This is a genomic window from Geodermatophilus siccatus, from assembly GCF_900103785.1.
GTDB lineage: Bacteria > Actinomycetota > Actinomycetes > Mycobacteriales > Geodermatophilaceae > Geodermatophilus > Geodermatophilus siccatus.
The window spans coordinates 1-21798 of sequence record NZ_FNHE01000022.1 but is presented as its reverse complement, the minus strand read 5'-3'; the positions used below and the strand labels follow the sequence as shown (position 1 = coordinate 21798).

Annotated in this window: 21 protein-coding genes; 16 read left to right on the top strand and 5 right to left on the bottom strand. The window is 76.6% G+C overall.

The window, feature by feature from the left end:
- The first annotated feature begins 200 nt into the window (after positions 1-200).
- From BLS21_RS23995 to BLS21_RS23985, 3 genes are all read left to right on the top strand, one after another.
- Entirely contained in the window at positions 201-431 is a 231-nt protein-coding gene (locus BLS21_RS23995) for a hypothetical protein (RefSeq protein ID WP_091224375.1), read from the top strand.
- Between the two features lie 84 nt (positions 432-515).
- Entirely contained in the window at positions 516-1298 is a 783-nt protein-coding gene (locus BLS21_RS23990) for a hypothetical protein (protein WP_091224391.1), read from the top strand.
- Between the two features lie 344 nt (positions 1299-1642).
- A complete protein-coding gene (locus tag BLS21_RS23985; protein WP_091224373.1) occupies positions 1643-3205 on the top strand; it encodes a multicopper oxidase family protein in 1563 nt (520 codons plus the stop codon).
- A 69-nt stretch (positions 3206-3274) separates the two neighbouring features.
- Here BLS21_RS23985 and BLS21_RS23980 read toward each other — a convergent pair whose 3' ends face one another.
- Both BLS21_RS23980 and BLS21_RS23975 read right to left on the bottom strand, forming a co-directional pair.
- Positions 3275-3748 (bottom strand): hypothetical protein, encoded by a 474-nt coding sequence (locus tag BLS21_RS23980; protein ID WP_091224371.1) that lies wholly within the window; start codon positions 3746-3748, stop codon positions 3275-3277.
- 17 nt (positions 3749-3765) lie between these two features.
- A complete protein-coding gene (locus tag BLS21_RS23975) occupies positions 3766-4275 on the bottom strand; it encodes a hypothetical protein (protein WP_091224368.1) in 510 nt (169 codons plus the stop codon).
- A 301-nt stretch (positions 4276-4576) separates the two neighbouring features.
- On the opposite strand from BLS21_RS23975, the gene BLS21_RS23970 reads away from it, so the two are divergent.
- The 10 genes from BLS21_RS23970 to BLS21_RS23925 all read left to right on the top strand — a co-directional run bounded on the left by BLS21_RS23970 (position 4577) and on the right by BLS21_RS23925 (position 16374).
- Entirely contained in the window at positions 4577-5932 is a 1356-nt protein-coding gene (locus BLS21_RS23970) for an MFS transporter (RefSeq protein WP_245700731.1), read from the top strand.
- Between the two features lie 104 nt (positions 5933-6036).
- On the top strand, positions 6037-7485 hold the full coding sequence (locus BLS21_RS23965) for a glycosyltransferase family 2 protein (RefSeq protein WP_091224367.1): 1449 nt from the start codon (positions 6037-6039) through the stop codon (positions 7483-7485).
- Positions 7482-8939, top strand: coding sequence for an archaeosortase/exosortase family protein (locus BLS21_RS23960; RefSeq protein WP_175479735.1), 1458 nt, complete (start codon positions 7482-7484; stop codon positions 8937-8939). Before BLS21_RS23965 ends, BLS21_RS23960 begins: the two co-directional genes overlap by 4 nt.
- Entirely contained in the window at positions 8936-9976 is a 1041-nt protein-coding gene (locus BLS21_RS23955; RefSeq protein ID WP_091224364.1) for an ATP-grasp domain-containing protein, read from the top strand. The genes BLS21_RS23960 and BLS21_RS23955 overlap by 4 nt, the downstream gene beginning before the upstream one ends.
- Positions 9973-11121, top strand: coding sequence for a non-hydrolyzing UDP-N-acetylglucosamine 2-epimerase (wecB, locus tag BLS21_RS23950; protein ID WP_091224362.1), 1149 nt, complete (start codon positions 9973-9975; stop codon positions 11119-11121). The genes BLS21_RS23955 and wecB overlap by 4 nt, the downstream gene beginning before the upstream one ends.
- On the top strand, positions 11118-11831 hold the full coding sequence (locus BLS21_RS23945; protein WP_091224387.1) for an HAD family hydrolase: 714 nt from the start codon (positions 11118-11120) through the stop codon (positions 11829-11831). The genes wecB and BLS21_RS23945 overlap by 4 nt, the downstream gene beginning before the upstream one ends.
- A 237-nt stretch (positions 11832-12068) precedes the next feature.
- On the top strand, positions 12069-12569 hold the full coding sequence (locus BLS21_RS23940) for a hypothetical protein (RefSeq protein WP_139177281.1): 501 nt from the start codon (positions 12069-12071) through the stop codon (positions 12567-12569).
- Positions 12570-12684: 115 nt separating this feature from the next.
- On the top strand, positions 12685-13248 hold the full coding sequence (locus tag BLS21_RS23935) for a hypothetical protein (RefSeq protein WP_091224357.1): 564 nt from the start codon (positions 12685-12687) through the stop codon (positions 13246-13248).
- Positions 13241-13942 (top strand): PIG-L deacetylase family protein, encoded by a 702-nt coding sequence (locus BLS21_RS23930; RefSeq protein WP_091224355.1) that lies wholly within the window; start codon positions 13241-13243, stop codon positions 13940-13942. The genes BLS21_RS23935 and BLS21_RS23930 overlap by 8 nt, the downstream gene beginning before the upstream one ends.
- 344 nt (positions 13943-14286) lie before the next feature.
- Positions 14287-16374, top strand: coding sequence for an HNH endonuclease signature motif containing protein (locus tag BLS21_RS23925; protein WP_245700730.1), 2088 nt, complete (start codon positions 14287-14289; stop codon positions 16372-16374).
- Between the two features lie 43 nt (positions 16375-16417).
- Here the strand turns inward: BLS21_RS23925 and BLS21_RS23920 are convergent, their stop codons facing one another.
- Positions 16418-16591 carry a DUF1059 domain-containing protein gene (locus BLS21_RS23920; RefSeq protein WP_091224351.1) on the bottom strand — a complete coding sequence of 58 codons (174 nt, stop codon included), beginning with the start codon at positions 16589-16591 and terminating at the stop codon, positions 16418-16420.
- A gap of 62 nt (positions 16592-16653) precedes the next feature.
- On the bottom strand, positions 16654-17799 hold the full coding sequence (locus tag BLS21_RS23915) for an EAL domain-containing protein (RefSeq protein ID WP_245700729.1): 1146 nt from the start codon (positions 17797-17799) through the stop codon (positions 16654-16656).
- A 431-nt stretch (positions 17800-18230) separates the two neighbouring features.
- On the opposite strand from BLS21_RS23915, the gene BLS21_RS23905 reads away from it, so the two are divergent.
- The 3 genes from BLS21_RS23905 (at position 18231) to BLS21_RS23895 (ending at position 21256) form a co-directional block, all read left to right on the top strand.
- Entirely contained in the window at positions 18231-19823 is a 1593-nt protein-coding gene (locus tag BLS21_RS23905) for a sensor histidine kinase (protein ID WP_245700728.1), read from the top strand.
- Positions 19820-20482, top strand: coding sequence for a response regulator transcription factor (locus BLS21_RS23900; RefSeq protein WP_091224343.1), 663 nt, complete (start codon positions 19820-19822; stop codon positions 20480-20482). The genes BLS21_RS23905 and BLS21_RS23900 overlap by 4 nt, the downstream gene beginning before the upstream one ends.
- A 504-nt stretch (positions 20483-20986) precedes the next feature.
- Positions 20987-21256 carry a hypothetical protein gene (locus BLS21_RS23895; RefSeq protein ID WP_091224341.1) on the top strand — a complete coding sequence of 90 codons (270 nt, stop codon included), beginning with the start codon at positions 20987-20989 and terminating at the stop codon, positions 21254-21256.
- 71 nt (positions 21257-21327) lie between these two features.
- Here BLS21_RS23895 and BLS21_RS23890 read toward each other — a convergent pair.
- The coding region (locus BLS21_RS23890; RefSeq protein WP_139177280.1) for a YsnF/AvaK domain-containing protein at positions 21328-21798 on the bottom strand (471 nt) is incomplete at its 5' end.

Sequence of the window (21798 nt, the reverse complement as noted above, 5' to 3'; positions counted from 1 at the left end):
CGCTCGGGAGCAGGGCGTTTGTCGACAAGACGGCGTCCGCAGGAACGGGTCACCGACCCCTCGACGAGACCTCCACAACGATGCGGTGACGGCGCCGTCGGCAGGGTGTCCGAGGAGGCGGTCGGCGGCCGGGTGGGCCCTAGTTTTCCGGCTGCGCGCGGCCCTTCCCCGGCCGCGGCGGGACCGCCCGAGGAGCCTGCGTGAGCACGCCGAGCACGACCCTTCCCCGCCCGTCGACCCAGGCCGAGGACACCCCGGCCGACGACGGGCTGGCCCTGTTGCTGGACCTCTTCGCGCTGGAGCCCGCCGAGGAGCCGGCGCGTCGTCCGGCCGACCGACACCGCGCCACGCCCCGCGAGCGGCTGCGGGACTGGACCCGGCGGGCGGCCCTCTGGGGCGCCGGTCCACAGGGGGCCTGGCGTGCCTGGTGAGCGCGGTCCCCGGTCGACCTCGACGACCACCCGGTCCACCGTCCGCACGACGGCCGGACCGCACTGCGGAGGTGTGGAGTGGTGATGCTGGAGCTGGGTGAGGCCCTGGTGGCCCTCGTCGCGCTGCTGGCCCTGGTCGTCGCGCTGGGCCGCAGCTCGACGGCGCGCTACGAGGCCGAGCGCGCGCGCCGGGCCCAGCAGCAGGCGGACGCCGCTCCCGCGGCCCCGCCGACCCGTCCCGACGCCGACACGACGGCGCACCCGGCCGGCCGCGGCACGTCGGCGTGGTGGCTGGTCGACGAGTCCGGCGACCAGCCCGGCGGGGTGGTCGTGGCCGGACCGTTCGCCGACCGGATGGAGGCGGACTGGGCCGCGGTCTCCGGCGGGTTCCCGGCCTGGACGCAGGTGGTCCACGGCGCACGCCGGGCCGACGGCGCGCTGGTCCGGCGCCAGTCGCCCCTGGAGCGGGCGTGGCTGGCCGAGCTCGGCAGCCAGCTGGACCGGCTGGCCGACGACTGGGACGAGCTGCTGTCGGACGCCGACGCGCTGACCACCCTCCTGGTCGAGGTGAGCGCGGCGCTGGTCGAGGCGGGGCTCACCCTGCACGACGCCGCCGGCGAGAGCCCGGCCGGCGGCGTGTGCCTGACCCCGGACCCGGCCCGCCGCGGCATCCTCGTCACCTGGCGCCAGCACGACCGGATGAGCCTGGAGCGCGTCCGGGGCGAAGCGGTGGAGGCGGTCGTGGAGCGCACCATGAACGCCGCGATCGCCGACGTCCTGACCGCGATGGGCTTCCCCGTCACGCCCGTCGGGACCAGCGGGTGCCACCTGGTCGCCGCCGACCAGCAGTCGGCGTCGGCGGCCTGACGCCGGAGCGCCCGCGCCCGACTCGTCGTGGGGCGGGTGGCCTGTGAACGGCCAGGTCGAACGCCCGGGGGAGTAGGCAACGCAGCGTTGCCGCAAGGGGACGTTGCGTGGTGGGCGCGCGCGCACCGTGGTTAGGCTGCCGCCGCACGTTCCGCGGACGGCGCCCGACCCGGCACTCGCGAGCCCGGGCCGCCGACCCCCCGCTGAGCACACAGCGGGCCGTCCGCCCACTCCCATGGGCGATGACCCCCGCGCCGTTCCGCGTGCCCCTCCCGCCCCACGGGCGCATCGACACCGGTCCCGTACCGGTGCGGCTCTCTGCCGAGAGCAGGAAGGACGCGGTCATGACAGCTCCCGACTCCCCTCGAACCGGTCCGGATCCGACCCCGGTCCCGCCCCCGGACGTCGCCGGCCGGCGCCTCGTCCCCGACCTCAGCCGCCGCCGGGCGCTGCAGCTGGGCGGGCTGGGCCTGCTCGGCCTCGCGATCGGTGCTTCCGGCTGGGGGCCGTCCGCCGGGCTGGCCCTCGCCGCCGCCGAGTCGCTCTCCGAGCCCGAGACGCTGCACAGCGCGAACGGCCTGCTGCGGGTCCGGCTCGAGGTCGCCGAGGCCACCGTGACCCTCGGCGGCCGGCCGGCGCACATGCTCACCTACAACGGCACCGTGCCCGGGCCCACGCTGCGGCTGCGTCCCGGGGACCGGCTGCAGGTCGAACTGGTCAACCGGCTGTCCGTCCCGACGAACCTGCACACGCACGGGCTGCACGTCTCGCCGAAGGGCAACGCGGACAACACCCTCGACGTGCACGTGCACCCGGGGGAGTCCTTCCAGTACGACATCCAGCTGCCCGACGACCACCCGCCCGGGCCGTTCTGGTACCACCCGCACGAGCACCACCTGGTGGCCGACCAGATCTGGAGCGGTCTCTACGGCGGCATCGTGGTGGAGGACGCCGGCCCGCAGGTCCCGGTCACCCGGGACCGCGTCCTGGTCGTCTCGGACACCACCCTGGACGACGCCGGCCACCCGGTGCACGTCGCCGGGTGGGAGCGGATGAAGGGCCGCGAGGGCCGGCTGGTGCTGGTGAACGGGCAGCTGACGCCCACGCTCGAGGCCCGCCCGGGGGAGCGGGAGCGGTGGCGGATCATCAACACCTGCACGTCCCGGTTCCTCAAGCTGCGGCTCGACGGGCACCAGGTGGACCTGCTGGCCACCGACATCGGCCGGCTCGCCGAGCCCCGCCGGGTCGACGAGGTCGAGGTCCTCAACAGCGGCCGGGTCGACGTCCTGGTGACCGTGGGGGAGCGGACCGGCGAGCTGCAGGGGCTGGACAACCCGCGCACGCGGGGCGGCGACGGCCCCTCCGGGGCCCCGGGGGCGCTCGCGACGCTGCAGGTGAGCGGCAGCCCCGTCCCCGCCCTGCCGCCGGTGCCGGCGTACCCGCAGCTGCCGGACCTGCGCGGGGTCGAGCCCGCCGCCCGCCGCACCATGGTCCTCGGCTTCGACCGGTCCGGTGGAGGTCACGAGGACCACGGCGGGGGTCACGAGGACCACGGCGACGGGCACGGCACGGGCGGGATGGTCATGACCATCGACGGCCGGCCCTTCGACCACGCCCGCACCGACCACGTCACCCGGCTGGGGACGGTCGAGGAGTGGACCTACGTCAACCACACCGGCATGGACCACCCGATGCACCTGCACGTGTGGCCGATGCAGGTCGTCGCCGTCGACGGTCGCCCGGTCGAGGACGTCGTCTACCAGGACGTCGTCCGGGTGTCGGCGGGCGGTGAGACGACGGTGCGCATCCCCTTCGAGGACTTCGACGGCCGCACCGTCTTCCACTGCCACATCAACGACCACGAGGACGCGGGGATGATGGCCGTGGTCGAGGCCCGGACCGGCTGACCTCCCCGGCCCTCCGCGTGGAGGGCGCGCGCCGGGCGGGACCGGGGCGTCAGCAGGCGGCCGCCCCGGTCAGAGCACCGCGGTCGAGGCCGTCGAGGGGGTGCCGACCCAGCGGCCCCGGACCGGGGCGACGGTGTACCGCACGCTGCCCAGGTTCAGCGTCGTGCTGTCGGTGCAGGTCTGGGTGGCCGCGCCGGGGTCGGCCGGGACGTAGACGCCGTCGGACACCGCGCCCGTGCAGCTGCCGGTGTCCATGGGCGCGTTGCTGAGGGTGGCGGTCCGCTCCAGCACGTACCCGGTCGCCGGCCGGCCCCCGAACGGGCGCACCGTGGGCCAGGTGACCGTGAAGGTGCGCACCGCCGGGTGGACGCCCGCAGCGGTCACCGACGGCGCCGTGGTGCTCCCGGCCGGCATGCGGGCGGCCTGTCCGGGGAGCACCGCCTCGCCGGCGACGGCCCAGGCCGCGGACGCCTCCGGTGGCGGACCGAGCGGGCCGGCCGCGAGCGCGGGCAGCAGGGGGACAGCGAGCAGGCGGTCGCGCACGACGGGCCGCTCGGAGGTCAGGCGGCGGTCAGGCGGAGGCGCCGGTGACCGTGACGGGGACGCTGGAGCTCGCGCCCTGACAGCCGTCCTCGGCCGTCGCGATCATGTGGAGCGCCCCCCGGGACGGTCACCGGGGTGGGCGCGGAGTTCGCCGCCAGGGTCACGGGTGGGTCGAGCGGGATCGGCGCGCTCGTGGTGGGCAGCACGTTGCCGGCGGCGCAGGTGCGGCCGGCCAGCGGGTTCGTCGTCACCGAGCCGACGGTGGCCGTGGTGATCGTCACCGGGAACGGGTTGGGGTCGGTGACCGTGGTGGCGACCGACCCGACGGTGCCCGAGCCGTAGCCCGTCGCCGGCGTCGTGTCCGCGGGCAGCGGGTACAGCGCACCGACGGGGCTGCCGGCGCCCACGACGAGCCCGGTGACGTTCGCGGCCCGAGTGGAGCCCTGACCGGTCCCGGTGGCGGTCCAGGACGCGACGGCGACACCGCCGCCGGTCAGCAGCAGGGTGACGCCGAGGACGACCCCCACCCGCCGGCGCAGCCTGGTCCACGTCGTGGTCTCCGTCCCCGCCGCCCGATCCGTCGTGCACGGCCATCGGCCGTACGACCCGTCTTGTCGAGACGAACGTGCCGCAGGCCTCGTTCAGGAGGGGCGGGACGTGACCACCGTGACGTTTGAGCCGGTGCTGTGGCCACCTGCACAGACGAGCGGACGGCGGGACGCGGCGCGAGCTGCAACCGTGGACGTGGGTGCCCGAGGTCGTGTGCTCTCCCCGCCCCTCGAGCGGCCACCCCGGCGGTGGCCCGCGTCTCCCTCCTGCGAGGTCCCCGTGCCCGTCTCCCCGTTGCTCTCGCGTGCCCGCACCCCGGTGCCGGCACCGGTCGCTCTCCCGGCGTCCCGGCTGCAGGCCGCCGTCGCCGCCGTCTTCGCACTCGACGGCGCCGTCTTCGGCAGCTGGGCCGCCCGGGTGCCCGACGTCGCCGCCACCGTGGGCGTCGGCCACAGCGCCCTCGGCGTCGCGCTGCTCTGTCTGTCCATCGGCGCACTGGCGGCGATGCAGGTCACCGGCGCGCTCTGCGCCCGGCTCGGCGCCGGCGTCGTGGCCACCGCCGGGGCGTTGCTGCTCTGCGTGTCCGTGGTGCTGCCCGGCCTGGCGACGTCGATGCCCGGGCTGTGCGCGGCGCTGCTCGTCTTCGGCGCCGCCACGGGCGCCGTCAACGTGTCGGCCAACGCCGTCGGTGTCAGCGTCGAGCGCCGGCTCGGCCGGCCGCTGCTCTCCGGCCTGCACGCCGGCTTCAGCTTCGGCGGTCTGGCCGGCGCGCTGCTCGGCGGGCTGCTCGCGACGGTCGCCGGCGTCGCCGCCCACCTCGTGCTCGTCGGCGCCCTCGGCCTGCTGGTGACCGCCTGGGCCGGGCGGGCACTCGTCGGTGCGGACGGCCCGCGGTCCGCAGTACCCGGACCCGCAGCGGAGGAGGGCCGGTCGCGGCCCACCGCGGTGCTCGTCGTCCTCGGGGCCGTCGCCGGCTGCACCGCCTTCGGCGAGGGCGCGCTCTCCGACTGGGGCGCGCTGCACCTGCGCGAGGAGCTCGGCGCGACGACGGCGCTCGCCGCCGCCGGGTACGCCGGGTTCTCCCTCGCCATGGCCTGCGGCCGCCTCGCCGGGGGCCGGCTGGTGGCGGCGCTGGGGGAGCGGCGGCTGCTGGCCGGCGGTGCCGTGCTGGCTGCCGCCGGGGGTGCGGCCGCGGTGACGGCGACCTCGCTGCCGACCGCCCTGGCCGGGTTCCTGCTGGTCGGGCTCGGACTGGCCAACGTCTTCCCGCTGGCGATCTCGCGCGCCGGCGTCCTCGGCGGTGCGCGCGGCATCGCCCTGGCGACCACCGTCGGCTACACCGGGCTGCTCGGCGGGCCGCCGCTGATCGGCCTGCTGGCCGAGCACGCCGGGCTGCCCGCGGCGCTGGCCACGGTGCCGCTGCTCGCGCTGGTCGCCGCGGTGCTGGCGCTCTCGGTCGCCGGGGACGCGCTGCGGGTCCCGGTGACGCGGCGGGGCCTGGTCACCGCCGTCCGCGGGGGCACCGACGGGCTGCGCGAGGCCGTCGTCCCCCGGCTGCAGCCCCTGGTGTCGGGCTTCGGCCACGGCACCGCCGTCTACGTCCGCGAGCTGCGGGCCCTCGACCCCTCCGCCTGACGCGGCGGGGCCGCTCGGCTTCAGGAGCGCGGCCCCCGTGCCGATGAGCTGAGCGGTGGAGTCCGCGCTCCGCCGCAGGTCGCACGGGCGGGGAGGTGAGGGCGGTGGTCCGCGGCACGACCACGCTCGGCACCGCGCCCCTGCGGGACGCCGACGTCCCCGCGGCGGCCACCGCGCCCGCGGCGGACCCGCACGCCGGCCGGCCCGAGGGCCGGCCCCTGGTGCTGCTCTCCTACGTCTGCGGCTTCACCCTGGCCGCCCTCTTCCACGGCCTCGACGAGACCCTCGGCGTCGTCGGCGGCGTGCTCAACGTCGTCTTCGGCGTCTACTTCTGCCGGCACCTCGCCTTCGCCGTCGCCGCCGCCCGCTGGGCCGAGCAGGACATGCTCGCCGCCGACGTCGGGCTGTCGAGCTGGACGCCGTCGGTCGCGGTCTTCGTCGGCTGCAAGAACGAGGAGCTGGTCGTCGACGGGATGGTCACCGCGCTGCTCGCGCTGGACTACCCGGCCGACCGGCTCACCCTCGTCGTGGTCGACGACGGCTCCGACGACACCACCGGCACCCGGCTCGACGCCTGGGCCGCCCGGGAGCCGCGGCTGCGCGTGCTGCACCGCCCGCCGGGCTCCGGCGGCGGCAAGTCCGGCGCGCTCAACGACGCCCTGCACCTGGTCGACGCCGAGATCGCCGTCGTCTTCGACGCCGACCACGAGCCGGACCCCACGGCCCTGCGTCGGCTGGTCCGGCACTTCCGCGACCCGGTCGTCGGCGCGGTGATGGGCCGCTGCGTCATCCGCAACGGCCGCGACTCGCAGATGGCCTCCACCGTCTTCGTCGACTTCCTCTCCGGCTACCTGGTCAACGAGTACGGCCGGCAGGCGCTGTTCGAGCTGCCCGCGTACGGCGGCGCGAACTGCGCGGTCCGCATGTCCACGCTGCGCGGCCTCGGCGGGTGGAACCCGCACACCGTCACCGAGGACACCGACCTCACGCTGCGCGTGCTCATGGCCGGTCAGCGCGTCCGCTACGACCTCTCCGCCGTCGACTTCGAGGAGGCGGTGGTCAGCGCGCAGCGGTTCTGGAAGCAGCGGTACCGGTGGGCCCGGGGCCACCAGAAGTGCTTCCGCGACTACTGGCGCCCGCTCATGCGCTCGCCGCACCTGAGCCTGGTCGAGAAGGTCGAGACGACGCTCTTCCTGCTCGTCTACCACGTGCCCCTGCTCAGCGGGCTCGGCCTGGTGCTGACCGTGCTGCGCGCCTTCGGCATCGGCGACCTGCCGGTCGTGGCGCTGCTGCCGCTGTCGATGCTGCTGTTCGTCGGGCCGCTGGCCGAGCTCTCCGTCGGCCTGCTGATCGGGCGGGTGGAACGGCGCTCCGCGTGGCGGCTGCTGGGCTTCCTGCCCGCCTTCGCGCTGTCCATCTGGATCACCACGCGCGCCTACGTCGACGGCATGCTCGGCCGCCCCTACACCTGGGTGAAGACCTCGCGCTCGGGTGCGACCTCGACGGTGCGGGTGGACCCGCCCGTGGTCGCGCCGGCCAGGGTGGGGTCGTGACGGCGGCCGCGGCCGTGCCGGTCGACGCGCGGGGCCGGCACCGGCAGGGACGCCGTCCCCAGGGCAGCGGTCGGCGACTGGTCCCGGTGCTGCTGGACCTGGCTCTGGCGGTGGTCATCTGCGCCGTCGGCTTCCGCTACGGCGCCGGCTTCCTGCAGGTGCACGAGGCCCGCTGGGTCGCCGGCGTGCTGGACCTGGTCGGCGTCGACTCGGTGTCGTCGTCCCTGGAGCGGCACGTCCTGGTGTTCCGCCCCGACGGCGAGATCATCCTGGCCGAGGTCACCGAGTCCTGCTCCTCGATCCTGTCGGTGCTCGGCCTGACCGCGCTGACCGCCGTCGTCCTGCGCGGCCGGCGCCAGCACGCCGTCGCCGGGCTCGTCGTCGCCGTCGCGGCCCTGTTGGCGCTCAACCACCTGCGGCTGCTCGGCTCGACCCTCGCCGGCCTGGTGTGGGGGACGCCGGCCCTGGTGCTGTTCCACGACTGGGTCGGCACCGTGTGGAACCTCGCCGCGACCCTCGGCGGCTTCCTGCTCATGGTCTGCATCACGCTGCCGACCGCCGAGCGCGCCGAGCAGGACGTCGCGGGGCGGCACACCGCCCGCCGTCCCGACAGCTGGGCGCGCCCGGGCCTGGGCTACCGGCTCGCCGACGACGACCTGCGCGCCGCCTCCCGGCGGTTCAACCTGACCGGTCTCATGTACCGGTACGTGCTGCCGACGCGGGTCGCCCGGTGGATGGGCGCGCGCCGGGAGGCCGGGCGCATCGACTACCGGATCGGCCACCTGCCCCCCGACGAGCGGGCCGCCCGGGTCCGCGCGCTGGCCGCGGACGGGCTGGGCGCGCACCCCGCCTCCCTGGTCGCGGTGGCGACCTACGACGACGACCCGACCGTCCTCGACGCGCTCGCCACCTCGATCGCCGCGCGCCAGTGGGAGCCGGTGACCGACTCCCGGGTGGCGGCGCTGCGGCTGTGGGCCCGCGGCTGGCTGCTCCAGCACCCCGAGCGGGACGCCGTCCCGGAGTCCGGGCGCGAGTCCGCGTCGGCTCCGGAGAGGGAGACCGCGCCGGTGCCCGTGCCCGTGCCCGAGGCCGGGCCCGCGCCCGTGAGGCTGCCGCCGGTGCCGGTGCCGGTGCCGGTGCCGGTGCCGGTGCCCGTGCCCGAGGCCGAGGCCGGGCCCGCGCCCGTGCGGCTGCCGCCGGTGCCGGTGCCCCTGCCCCTGCCCCTGCCCCCGCTCGTGCGCATCCCCGAGCCCCTGCCGCCCCTGCCGCCGCCCGTCCGTGGGCCCGCACTCCTGCCGCCGCCCGTGCGGGTGCCCGGCCCCCGGGTCGGTCCGGACGACGAGCCGCCGACCGAACGGCTGCCCCGGCTGCCCGTGCGCACCGACCTGCGCCCTCCCGTGCCGACGCAGCCGCGCCGCCGCACCCCCACCCCGACGACCCAGGACGACCGATGAGCCCCTCACTGCCCCAGCCCCGCCCGCCCGCGGTCCCGGCGCCGTCCGCCGGCGCCGCCGTGCTCGTCACCGGCGCCGGCGGCCCCGCCGGCGTGGCCGTCGTCCGCCGGCTGGTCGCCCTCGGCCACCGGGTCGTCGCCGGCGACGCCGACAGCGCCGCGGCCGGTGGCGCGCTCGCCGACGTGGCGGTCACGCTGCCGCGCGGGGACCACCCGCGCTTCGTCGACGCGCTGGTCGGCGTCTGCACCACGTTCGGCGTCGACGCGCTGGTCAGCACGGTCGCCGAGGAGCTGCCGCACCTGGCCGCCGGCGCCGAACGGCTGGCCGCGGCCGGCGTCGCCACCTGGCTGCCGGACGCCGCCGCCGTCGCCGTGTGCTGCGACAAGGCGGCCTTCGCGCGGGCCATGGCCGCCGCCGGCGTGCCGCACCCGGCGACCGCGGCGTCCGCCGACGAGGTCGCCGGTGTCCCCGGCCCGTGGGTGGTCAAGCCGCTGGCCGGCCGCGGCAGCCGCGGCGTGCGGCTGCTCGACGAGCGCGTCGCCGTGGTCGCGGTGCTGCGCGAGGACGACGGCCTGATCGCCCAGACCCGGCTGACCGGCCGCGAGTTCACCGCCGACGCCCTGGTCGACCGCGACGGCGCCGTCCGGGTGGTCGTGCCGCGCTGGCGCGAGGAGACCAAGGCCGGGATCTCGGTCAAGGGCCGCACCTTCGCCTCCGACGCGGTCGCCCGGGTCGTCACCGCAGCGCTGGCCGCGGTGCGGCTGACCGGGCCGGCCAACGTGCAGGGTTTCGTCGCCGACGACGGCACCGCGACCGTCGTGGAGATCAACCCGCGCTTCTCCGGCGGGCTGCCCCTGACCCTCGCCGCCGGGGCGGACGTCGTCAGCGCGTACCTGGCCGGCGTCCGCGGGAAGCCGGTGCCGGAGCTCTCCGCCCGGCCGGGCGTCGTGATGAGCCGCTACTTCGCGGAGACCTACAGCAGCGAGGACGGCAGCCCCGTCGTCGACCCCTGCGCGCCCGTGGCGGTGACGGCATGACGCGCTCGCGGCACGTGCTGGTGCCGTTCGGCACCCGGCCCGAGGTGGTCAAGCTGGCACCGGTCGTCCGCGCGCTGACCGACGCCGGGCACCGCGTGAGCGTGGTCGACACCGGCCAGCACACCGACCCGAGGATGGGTGCGCAGCTGCAGGCCGCGCTCGGGCTGACCCCGGGGCACCGCTTCGCGCTGCCGACCGACCCGGCCGAGCGGACCGGCGCGCTGCACGCCGACGCGCACCGGGCGCTGCGCCGGTCCGCCCCCGACCTGGTGCTCGCGCTCGGCGACACCAACACCGTGCCGGCCTACGCGCTGGCCGCGCGCGCCGCGGGGGTGCCGTTCGCCCACCTGGAGGCCGGGCTGCGCAGCCTCAACCCGCGCAGCGTCGAGGAGGTCAACCGGCGGGTCGCCGCGGCCACCGCCCAGCTGCACTTCGCGCCGACCAAGCGGGCGGCGGCCTTCCTCGCCGACGAGGGGGTCCCCGCCGAGCGGGTGCTCGTCGTCGGCAACCCCGTCATCGACACCCTCGTCGCCCGCGGCGTGCGGCGGGTGCCGGTCGCCGAGCGCTCGGGCGTGCTGGTCACCGCGCACCGGCCGACCAACGTCGACGACCCGGTCCGCCTCGCCCGCCTCGTCGGCGTGGTGCGGGCGCTGGCCGAGCAGGTCGGCCCGGTCACCTTCCCGGTGCACCCCCGCACCGCGGCGCGGCTGTCGTCGACCGGGCTGGGCGAGCGGCTGGCGCACCCGGCGGTCACCCTCACCGGGCCGGTCGAGTACGACGTCCTGCTGGCCGCGCTCGCCTCGGCGCGGCTGGCGGTGACCGACTCCGGCGGCATCCAGGAGGAGGCCGCGTACCTCGGCGTCCCCGTGGTGGTGCTGCGCGGCTCGACGCCGCGCTGGGAGGGCGTGGAGGCCGGGACGACGACGCTCGCCGGGCTGGCCGACGACCGTGCGGCCGCCGCCGTGCTGGCCGCCGCGGCCGGGCACACCAGCCCCGAGGGCCAGGAGCGGGCCGCGACGGTGCCCTGCCCGTACGGCGACGGGACGACGGGGCCGCAGGTGGCCGCCGTCCTCGCCGACGAGCGCACCGACGCGCTGCTGGCCCTCGACGAGCCCGACTTCACCGACGGCCGGCTGCCGTGGTGAGCCGGCCCGCGCCGCTGGGTGTGGTGGTCGACCTCGACGACACCCTCTACCCGCAGGCCGACTACCTGGCCTCGGCCGCGGCGGCGGTCGGGGTGGCGGCCGGGCACGTGGGGCTGGACGGCGCCGCCGTGCACGCCGCGCTCCGGCGGGAGCTGGCCGCCGGCTCCGACACCGGCGGCACGATCGACCGGGCGCTGCTCGCGGTCGGCGTCCCGGCGTCGTCGCTGGCCGGGCTCGTGCCGCCGCTGGTGGCGGCGTTCACCCGGCACACGCCGCCTCGGCTGTCGCCCTACCCGGGCGCCGAGGACGCGCTGCGCGCGCTGGCCGCCGCCGCGCCGCTGGCCTGCCTGACCGACGGCAACCCGGCCATCCAGGCGGCGAAGGTGGCCGCGACCGGCCTCGGGCCGCTGCTGCCGGTCGTCGTCGTCACCGACACCCTCGGCGGGCGCGCCGTCCGCAAGCCGCACCCGGCCGGCCTGGTCGCCGTCGCCGCACGGCTCGGCCTGCCGCCGGAGCGGCTGCTCGTCATCGGCGACCGGCCCGGCAAGGACGTCGCCGTGGCGGCGACCGCGGGTGCGCGGGCGATCCGGGTCCGGCAGGGGGAGTACGCCACCGCACCGGACGAGCCGCGCGCCTGGGCCGTCGTCGACACGTTCCCGGCTGCCGCCGAGCTGGCGCTGTCCGTGCTGGGGGTGCCGGCCCGGGCCTGACGCCACCCGATCGGGTGGTCCTCGTCGGGAACGCTCGGCGACTCCCCTCGTCGGGACGGTCGCCCTGCGGCGGGAGCCGCGTCGGGCGCGCAGGTGCCGTCCACTCGTCCGGGTGGATGTGCCCGCTGGCGCTCCGGTGAGGGCCGGGACCTGCCGATGCGTCCCCGACGGGCGGGTCGGCCGCCCCGGACGCGAGGACCCCGAGACATGGACCGCAGGTCATCGACGGTGCGGCGGATGCGCACCCGAGCGACTCGTGCCGCCCTGGTGGCGCTCATCGTGGTGGCGGGGCTGCTCGCCCTGCCCGGCACCGCGTCCGCGACGGGGACCGTGGTGCCGCTGCTGGACTGCGTCGTGACCAACCGCGACGGCTCCTGGACCGCCGTGTTTGGCTACCGGAACACGGCGAGCTCCCCGGTGCGCATCCCGGCGGGGCCGCGGAACAAGGTCACCCCGGTCACGTACGGCGCCCCGCAGCCCATCACCTTCCAGCCCGGGACCCACCGCGGCGCCTTCACGGTCACCGTTTCCCGTGGCGCCGGCCCGATGTGGCACCTGGACGGCACCAACCTGGCCGCGCGGCTCAGGAGCGCCACGGCCTGCCCGCCGTCCACACAGATGCCCGCGGAGGGCAACGGCACCGGGACGGCGATCGCGCTGATGGCGGCCGGCCTGGTCGGCGCCATGGTGGTGCAGCGGGCGCGGCGTCGGGCGCCGGCCGGGCTCGGCGGTGCGTAGCCGTCGTCCCACCCCATGGGGGGATGCGGGGCTGCCGGGGCTACGCGGACGGCCCGGACGTGCCGATGGGACGACGTCGGGCGGGTCGGCCGCCCCGGACTCGAGGACTCAACCCATGCACGGCCCCCCGAGGTCTTCGACGGCACGCCGCCTGCGCGCGCGTGCCTCCCGCGGCGCCCTGGTCGCGGTTCTCGCCCTGATCGGGCTCGCCGCGTCGCCGGGCATGGCCTCGGCTGCCGCCACGTACACGGTCAAGCCGGTCCTGAACTGCTACGAGGAGAACGCCGACGACAGCTGGACCGTCGTCGTCGGCTACGTCAACAGCTCGCGCACGACCGTGCACATCCCCCGCGGCGCCGACAACCAGGCCCACCCGTCGAAGTTCGCGTCGCTGCCGCCGACCTCGTTCAAGCCGGGCACGGTCAACGGAGCGTTCACCGCGGTGGTGAGCCTGTCCGACCTCTACTCCGGCGCGCGCTGGGTGCTCGACGGCTACACGCTCGACTACCGCGCCGCGGCCTCCTCCTCGCGGACGTGCCCGTCGTCGACCGAGCTGCCGGCACAGGGGAACGGCCTCGGCCCGGCCATCGGGCTGGCGGTCGCCGGCGTCGTCGGCGCCGTCCTGGTCCGACGGGCGCGCAAGCGGGCGCTGGCCGTGACGGGGGGCGACGATGCGTAGGGTCCTCGCGGTCGGGGCGCACCCCGACGACATCGAGCTCGGCTGCGGCGCCACGCTGCTGGCGCACTCGGCGGCCGGCGACGCCGTCACCATGCTGGTGATGACCGGCGGCGAGAACGGCCCCGGGGACGACGAGGCGATCGTCGGCCGGCGTCTCGAGCAGGAGCAGGCCGCCCGCACCCTGGGCGCCCGGCTGCTGTGGGGCGGGCAGGTCGACTGCACCGTCACGCCGGACGCCGCCACCGTCGCGGTCGTCGAGCGGGCGCTGAAGGAGACCGAGGCCGACGTCGTGTACGTGCACGCGCCCGACGACAGCCACCAGGACCACCGCGCCGTCGCCGCCGCGACGCTGTCGGCTGCCCGCCGGCTCTCGCGGGTGATGCACTACCAGAGCCCGTCCACGCTGACGTTCTCCCCGACGACCTTCGTCGACGTGACCGCCTACCTCTCCGGCAAGCTCGCCGCCCTCGGCGCGCACGCCTCGCAGGTGGAGATGTCGTCGATGGTGGAGCCCGACGCGGTCGTGGCCTCGGCCCGGCACTGGGGCGCCCAGGCCCGTATCGGCTACGCGGAGGCCTTCGCGCCGACCCGCCTGGTCATCGACCTGGTGCCCACGCCGCGGCGCGCCGCGGAGGAGGTCCCGGACACCCTCCGGCTGACCCTGCCGGCCTCCCTGGCGGCCAACGCCCGCTGACGCGGAGCACCTCGTACGAGCCCGGTGGTCCGGGCCGGTACCCCCGGCCCGACCACCGGGCTCGTCGCGTTGCCCTCCGGCTCGTGCCGGCTGCCGCGCTCCACCTGGGCGACCTCTCGCAGCGCACCCGCTGCTTCGGACGCCCTCGCAGCGCTCCCTCCGCCATTCGTCCCCTGACCTCCTCGATGCCGGTCCGGCTCAGGTCGTCGTCCTGACCTGCAATTTCCGGTTGCGTCGATGCTTTCTTCGAACATATGATCGAGCGCATGGAGGGCCGGATGCGGACCAGCACGGTGACCGGGGCTGCGCCTGTCGTGGGGTGGGCCGCTGGTCCGTTGGGAGCGGTGCAGACGGCGGCGCGGGAGATGAGCCGGCAGGCGGCGCTGCGGGTGCGGGCGGTGGCGGCGTTCGCCGCGACCCGGCCCGCCAGCGTGGACCGGGCGCAGGGGGAGCGGGGCGCGATGTCGGCCGAACGGTGGGCGGCGCGGGCCGACGTGCTGCGGCCGGTCAGTGAGTGGGCCGCGCAGGAGCTGTCGATCGCGCTGGACATCAGCACGCAGAAGGCCGAGGCGGAGCTGGAGCGCGCGCTCACGCTGGTGTCCCGGCTGCCGCGGGTGCTCGAGGCGCTGGAGGCCGGGCTGCTGCACACCGATCACCTGTGGTGCCTGCTGGAGCACGTCGCGCCGATCGCCGACGACGCCCTCCGCGCGCGGGTCGAGGGCGAGGTGCTGGACTGGGTGGCGGCGCGGCGGCGGGTGACCACACCGGCGGCGCTGGGGGACCGGGTGCGCCGGGTGGTCGCCGCGCTGAACGCGCGGGATGCGGCGCGGGATCTGGCCCGGGCGCTGGCGCGGCGGGGGATCAGTGTGCGGGAGGACCGGACGCTGGGGATGTCGGTGGTGACGGTGGTGTGCAGCACGCCGGAGGCGCAGGCGTTCTACCGGGCGCTGGGCGGCTGCGTCGACGCGTTGCAGCCCGATCCCGGGGACTCCCGGACGCGGGGGCAGCGGCTGGTGGACTGCCTGATGGACCTGGTGTTGCGCCCCGGGGAGGGGGAGCTGCCGCCGGTGCAGGCGCTGCTGACCGTCGTGGCCTCGGTGCACACCGCGCTGGGTGGGGACCAGCTGGGTGAGGTGGACGGCGCGCCGGTGCCCGCGGAGATGGCCCGGCAGCTGGTCCGCGCCCTCGCCGGCCTGGACCCGACTCCCACGCCGACGGACGCGGCTGACGCCGCCGACATCCCCACCGGCGGCACCGTCGCCGTCGGCGCGGCCGGTGGTGCCGACGCCGCAGACGCCCAGCCAGCTGCCACGCCATCGATCGGCGCTGTCGAGCCGGTCGACGTCGAGGGCGATCCGATCGAGCGGGCGGCGCGGGAGTTGAGCGGCGCCGACTTCGACTGGTGGCTGGACGAGCTGGTGCGCCACGGTTTCGGCGACGCCCCCGCACCTGGTGACCCGGGCTGGCAGCCGGGCGTCCCGCCCGGCCCCGCCGAGTGGGACGCCGGCCCCTGGTGCGACCCGTGCGAGTGGCTCGACGCCCACGCCCACGACCTTCCCGTCCCCGATGCCGGGGCCCCACCGCACACCGACGGTTGCGCGACCACCCCTGGTGCCGGCTGGTGGGCGGCGGCCGACCGCGCGGTGCAGGACGCAGGTGCCGCGGTGCACACCGCCCGGCTGGCGCTGGGCGCGGCGGAGCGGACGGTGCGCACCGCCCGGCGCGCCGACGTTGATGACGAGGCCGCCTGGCAGGTCAGCCCGACCGGGCGGGTGACCGCCGCCGGCGACGCGCTGGCCGCGCTGGCCGCCGCCGACACCCAGCGCGAGGAGCTGGCCGCGCTGCTCGATGCCACCGGCGGGGGTGGGCTGGCCGACCGGCCGCGGATCGCGGTCACCGACGCGGTCACCGGCGCGCTGCTGGCGCTCACCGACCTGCCCGGGCTGCGCCGGGCCGGGCACTGCGGCCGACCGGCCTGCCGACGGCGGCCGCAGACCTGCGGCCACGACCTGACCGGGCGGCCCGGGTTGGGCGCCCCCGGCCCGACCGACGGGTACCGGCCCGGCGCCGCGCTGGAGCGCCACGTCCGCGCCCGCGACCGGCGCTGCCGGTTTCCCGGCTGCCGCCGCCGCATCCCCGCCGCCGGCGAACTGGACCACGTCATCGCTCATCCGCACGGGCCCACCGCCGCGGCCAACCTGGCCGGCTTCTGCACGCCCGACCACCGCGGCAAGCACCAGGCCCCCGGCTGGGCTTACGCGATGACCCCCGACGGCACCCTGACCGTCACCACACCCAGCGGCCTGACCGCCGTCACCGACCCCCGGCCTACTGACCGCGCGGCTCCGTGTGTCGGCGCCGAGGACGCACGACGCAGCGAGGCCCAGACCCGGGGGACGGGTCGGGGCCTCGGCGCGGCTCGGGCGGTGTGACTCGACTGCGGGGTCTCAGGTGGTCCGTCTCAGGCGGTGCGTCTCAGGCGGTGCGGATGGCGGCGCGCACCTGGTCCACCAGGCTCGCCGGGGTGTCGATGAGGCCGTGGTCGTCACGGGCGTGACCGGCGACCGCGGTGAGGATGTCGTCCTCGGTGGGCGCGGCGAACGTCCGGCCGCACGAGGGGACGACGTCGCCACAGGCGAACTGCTTCACGGGGATACCTCCAGGGTGAGGGGGAGACCGTCGTCCGGCGGACGGCGGGGATCAGGGGTCGATCAGCCCGCGTGCGCCGCCGCGAGCTGCAGCAGCAGCCGTTCCACGCGGATGGTGCCGAGGGCGGCGCCGTGCGCGTCCACGCACACCACCGGGTCGAACCGGTTCTCCTCGGGCCGCGCGGCGACCCGCCGGGCGACCTCGCTGAGGCCCGCGGACGCGGGGACGCGCAGGCTCACCGGCGCGCGGCGGTGGCCGGGCGGGTCCTCACCGCGGCGGAAGGGGATGAGCAGCCAGCGCGGGTGGCCGTACTCGTCGACCTCGACGCCGACCGCGCCGTCCGGCGCGGTGCCGTCCTCGACGACCACCACCGGCTCGGCCAGCCCGACCACGTGCTCGGTCAGCAGGGCCTGCGCGGCCTGGCGCCGCAGCCGGTCGCGCACCTCCGGGTCGAGCTGCACCCACGGCGGACCCGGGCGCCCCAGCAGCCAGCCCTGACCGAGCGGCACCCGCAGCCGCAGGAACGCCTGCAGCTCGCCCCACGTCTCGATGCCCTCGGCGAGCAACCAGGCGTCGATCCGCCCGCCGAACTCGCCGAGCATCTCGACGAGGGCCAGCTTTACCTCGTCGCCGTCCGCGCCGGTGACCAGCGCCCGGTCCAGCTTGATCAACTGCGGCCGGAACTGGGTGATCTGCTGCAACCCCGAGTAGCCCGACCCGGCGTCGTCCAGCGCGAGCAGCGCCCCCTTGGCCCGCAGCCGGTCCCGCAGGTCGATCAGCGGGCGCAGGTCGCCGACCGCGTGGTGCTCGGTCAGCTCGAGCACCAGCGGTGCCAGGTCGTCGACGGCCAGCAGCGGCTCGGCCAGCTCGGGGTGGGTGAGCAGGTGCGGGCTGACGTTGACGGTCAGGAAGCAGTCCGCCGGCAGCGTCGGCAGCACCGCCAGCGCCTGGCGGACGACGATCGACTCCAGCTCCGCCCCGCGCCCGACCGCGTCCGCGGCGGCGAACCAGCGGTCCGGCGTCGCCTCGCTGGGCCGGCCGTCCGGCGTCGTGAAGCGGGCCAGCGTCTCGTAGCCCGCGACCGTGCCGCGCTGCAGGTCGACGATCGGCTGGTACACCAACCGCAGCAGCGAGGGGTCGGCGAAGACGGTGGCGAGCCGGGCGTCCCACTCGGACGCCGCGACGTCGGTGCGCTCGGGCAGGGACACGGACACGCCCCTGCATCGGCACCGGATCGCGCACCATCCAGTCCGGAGCCGTCCAGGACGGGCTGCACTCACCCCGACGGGTGAGCGGGGATCGGGCGACCGCGCCCACGGCGTCGCCCGGCGCAGCCCGCCGCGCATGAGAGACCTCTCACGCGGCTCCCACCGCGGGCTGTGGCGCGGCGCGGAGCGTGCCAGGTGGCGATCCCGACTGCGCCGGCACACGGCCCTGCTCGCGCTCCTCGCGGCAGCCGTGCTGGTCGCCGTGGTCGTGGCGAGCTGGACGGCGCTGCGCCCGACCGCGAGCGAGCCCGACCCGCTCCCGGGGCCCATCCGGGTCGTCGGGGTCCCGGACCCGGCACCGGCTCCGCCGCCACGACTGCCCGCGTCCCCCGGCCCCGCGGATGTCGTCCCACCGCCGCCCCTGCCGGACGATGACGGGGACGAAGCGGGCGACGACGGTGGGGACGACGATGGCGGGGACGACGACTGACGCGGGGGCGCGGCGCCGCAGCCGGGCGCCGCGAGCGGTCCGCACCCGGATCATCGGCTGGGTCCTGCTGCTGGTCCTGCTGGCCCTCGGCATCGTCACGTTCGTGACCTGGCGGCTGCTCATCGCCGCCACCGACGAGCGCATCGACATCACCCTCGAGGCCGAGATCGAGGAGTTCCGGCGGATCCTCGAGGGCGATGTCGACCCGCGCACCGGTGAGCCGTTCGGCTCGGTCGAGGACGTGCTGCAGACGCTGATCACGTACAACCTGGCCCGGCCGAACGAGAAGTTCCTCGGCTACGTCGACGGCCGGTACCGCTACCAGAGCCGCATCGAGGCGCCGGTGCTGCTCAGCCGGGACGACGCGTTCACCCGGGAGGTCGGCGCGGTCCGCGACCCGACGTGGGGCCGCTACGGGTCCGGCGCCGGGGAGGTCCGCTACCTCGCCGTCCCGGTGAGCCTGGACGGCGACCCGTCGCGCGGCGTCGCCGTCGTCGCCTACTTCGCCGACCAGGAGCGGCAGGCCGCCGACGACGCCGCCCGGCTCATGCTGGTGGTCGGGGCCGTGACGCTGCTGCTCGCGGCCGGCGGCGCCTGGGTGGTGGCCGGTCGCGTCCTGCGGCCGGTCCGCGACGTGGCCGCCACCGCGCACGGCATCACCGAGACCGACCTGTCCCGGCGCATCCCGGTCGACGGGCGCCCACCCGACGAGCTCACCGACCTCGCCGCCGCCGTCAACGAGATGCTCGACCGGCTCGAGGCCGGCTCCGCGGCACAGCGCCGCTTCCTCGACGACGCCGGGCACGAGCTGCGGACGCCGATCACGATCGTCCGCGGCCACCTGGAGGTGCTCGACCCGGCCGACCCCGCCGACGTCCGGGAGACCGTGGCGCTGGTCGACGACGAGCTGGACCGGATGAACCGCATCGTGTCGGACCTGCTGCTGCTGGCCCGCGCCGAGCAGCCGCAGTTCGTCCGCCCGCAGCCGGTGGACGTCGCCGCGCTCACCGCCGAGGTGTTCGACAAGGTGCGCCGGCTGGGGGACCGCAACTGGGTGCTGGAGACCGCCGCCGACGTCGACGCCGAGCTCGACACCCAGCGGGTCACCCAGGCGCTGGTCGCGCTCGCCGACAACGCCGTCCGCTACACCGTCCCCGGCGACCGCATCTCTCTCGGCAGCCAGCTCAGCGGCGGTGAGCTGCGGTTCTGGGTGTCCGACACCGGCCCCGGCGTCCCCGAGGAGGAGCAGGCGCGGGTGTTCGAGCGCTTTGCGCGCGGCGCCTCGGGCGCCCGGCGCTCCGACGGCGCCGGCCTCGGGCTCTCCGTCGTCCGGGCCATCGCGGTCGCCCACGGCGGGCGGGCGGTGCTCGACAGCGTGCCCGGCCGGGGGACGACGGTCAGCCTGGTCCTGCCCGCCCGGCTGGCACCACCGCTGGCCGACGACGCGACGACGGTGGAGGACGACCCCGCTCCTCCGGAGCTCGACCCCGCAGCCGGCCGGCTGCGCAGCGGAACCCGAGGAGGTCCGTCGTGAGCCGCGTGCTCATCGCCGAGGACGAGGCCCGCATCGCCGCCTTCGTCGAGAAGGGGCTGCGGGCCAACGGCTTCGCCACGGCCGTGGTCGGCGACGGCCGGGCGGCGCGCGCCGCGGCCGCCAGCGGCGACTTCGACCTGATGATCCTCGACATCGGCCTGCCCGGGATGGACGGCTTCGAGGTGCTGCGGGCGTTGCGCGCCGACCGGCTGACCATCCCGGTCGTCATCCTCACCGCGCGCGACAGCGTGCAGGACACGGTGGCCGCGCTCGAGGGCGGAGCCGACGACTACATGCCCAAGCCGTTCCGCTTCGAGGAGCTGCTGGCGCGGGTGCGGCTGCGGCTCTCCGGCGGGCGGCAGGCCGAGACGACGGTGCTCACCTGCGGCGACCTGTCGCTGGACCTGCGCACCCGGCGCGCCCAGGCGGGCAGCCGCACCGTGGACCTGTCGGCCCGCGAGTTCGCCCTGGCCGAGACGTTCCTGCGCCACCCGGGCCAGGTGCTGGCCCGCGAGCAGCTGCTCAGCCACGTCTGGGGCTACGACTTCGACCCCGGGTCCAACGTCGTCGACGTGTACGTCCGCTACCTGCGCCGCAAGCTCGGGGCCGCGCGGATCGAGACCGTGCGCGGCATGGGCTACCGGCTCGTCGCCGACTAGCCCGGACGACCCCGGACGCCGTGTGCGTCCGGGGGCCGTCCGCCCTGCTCGGGGACTCAGTCGTCCGGGGTTGCGTCCGCGGTGTCCAGGCGCTCTCGTCCGGCGGGTCGGCGCTCTCCGGGGACGCGTCGCCGGGGGTGGCGTCGGCCGGGGTGACGCTCGCGGTGGCGTGGTGGCCGCCAGCGCCTCCCGGGTGGGCCGGCCGTCGTCCCACTCGACCTCGGCGACGTACTGCACCACCGCCGCGCCGTCGGGCTGGAGGGTGGCCGAGGTGACGCGCAGGCCGCGCAGCCGGCCGGCGGCGGTGCCGAGCACGGTCGTCCAGACGTCGCCCGCGGCCCCGCCCAGCAGCAACCGGAGGGACGGCTGCCAGTCGAGACGTCGATGAGGGCGCTCTCATGCGGCGGGACACGCCGGGCGACGCGGGTGCCGGCCACCGGTGCCGGGTAGCTGCGCCTCCCAGCGGCCGCGCAGCACCGCGCGGCCCCGACGGAGGGAGATGCCGTGCCCGAGGTACCGCAGCCGGTCACCGACAACAGCGTCAAGGTCCGCCAGCTCAGCCACTACCAGTTCAGCTGGATCGCGGGGGAGCCCGGGAAGCCGGGCACCTACACGCTCCAGCTCGTCCTGGACCAGGGGGCGTGGGAGGAGGTCCTGACGCTCGACCCGGACGACGCGGACAACCTGCAGGACCTGCTGGCCAACACCGAGACGGTGCACTACGACATCGAGCGCCGGGTGCTGATGTTCGGCGTCACCCCGACGGGGAGCTGACCCTCCCGGGACACGACGAGGCCCCGTCGGCGCGCATCGCGCCGGCGGGGCCTCGTCGTGTGTTCGTGCGGTCAGCGGCCGATGCGGCCGTCGTTGTCGCGGTCGAGGGCGTCCTTGGCCTTCTGGGTGAAGCTGCGGTCGTCGCCACCGGTGGTGCCGCCGGTCACGCCGGTGCCGCCGTCGACCTCGACCTCCTCCTTGCGGACGTCGGCCGACACCCGCTCGGAGTCGCTGACGGTCTCCTTGTCCAGGCGCACCCGCTCGACCGGCACGGCCTCCTTCTCCACCACCGGACGCTCGGCGTGCAGGGTGACCTCGTGCTCCTCCTCGGAGATCGCCGGGCCGTCCAGCGCCTGCCCGACGTTGGCGTCGGTGATCGGCTCGCGCTCGACCCGCACCTCCTCGCGGGAGACCGGCACGGTCTCGGTCACGTTCTCGGTGACCACGTACTTGCGCAGCCGGGCCCGGCCGACCTCCTCGGTGCGGGTGCCCACGTTCAGCCGCTCCTCCGAGCGGGTCATCGCGTTGTCCGTGGTGGGACC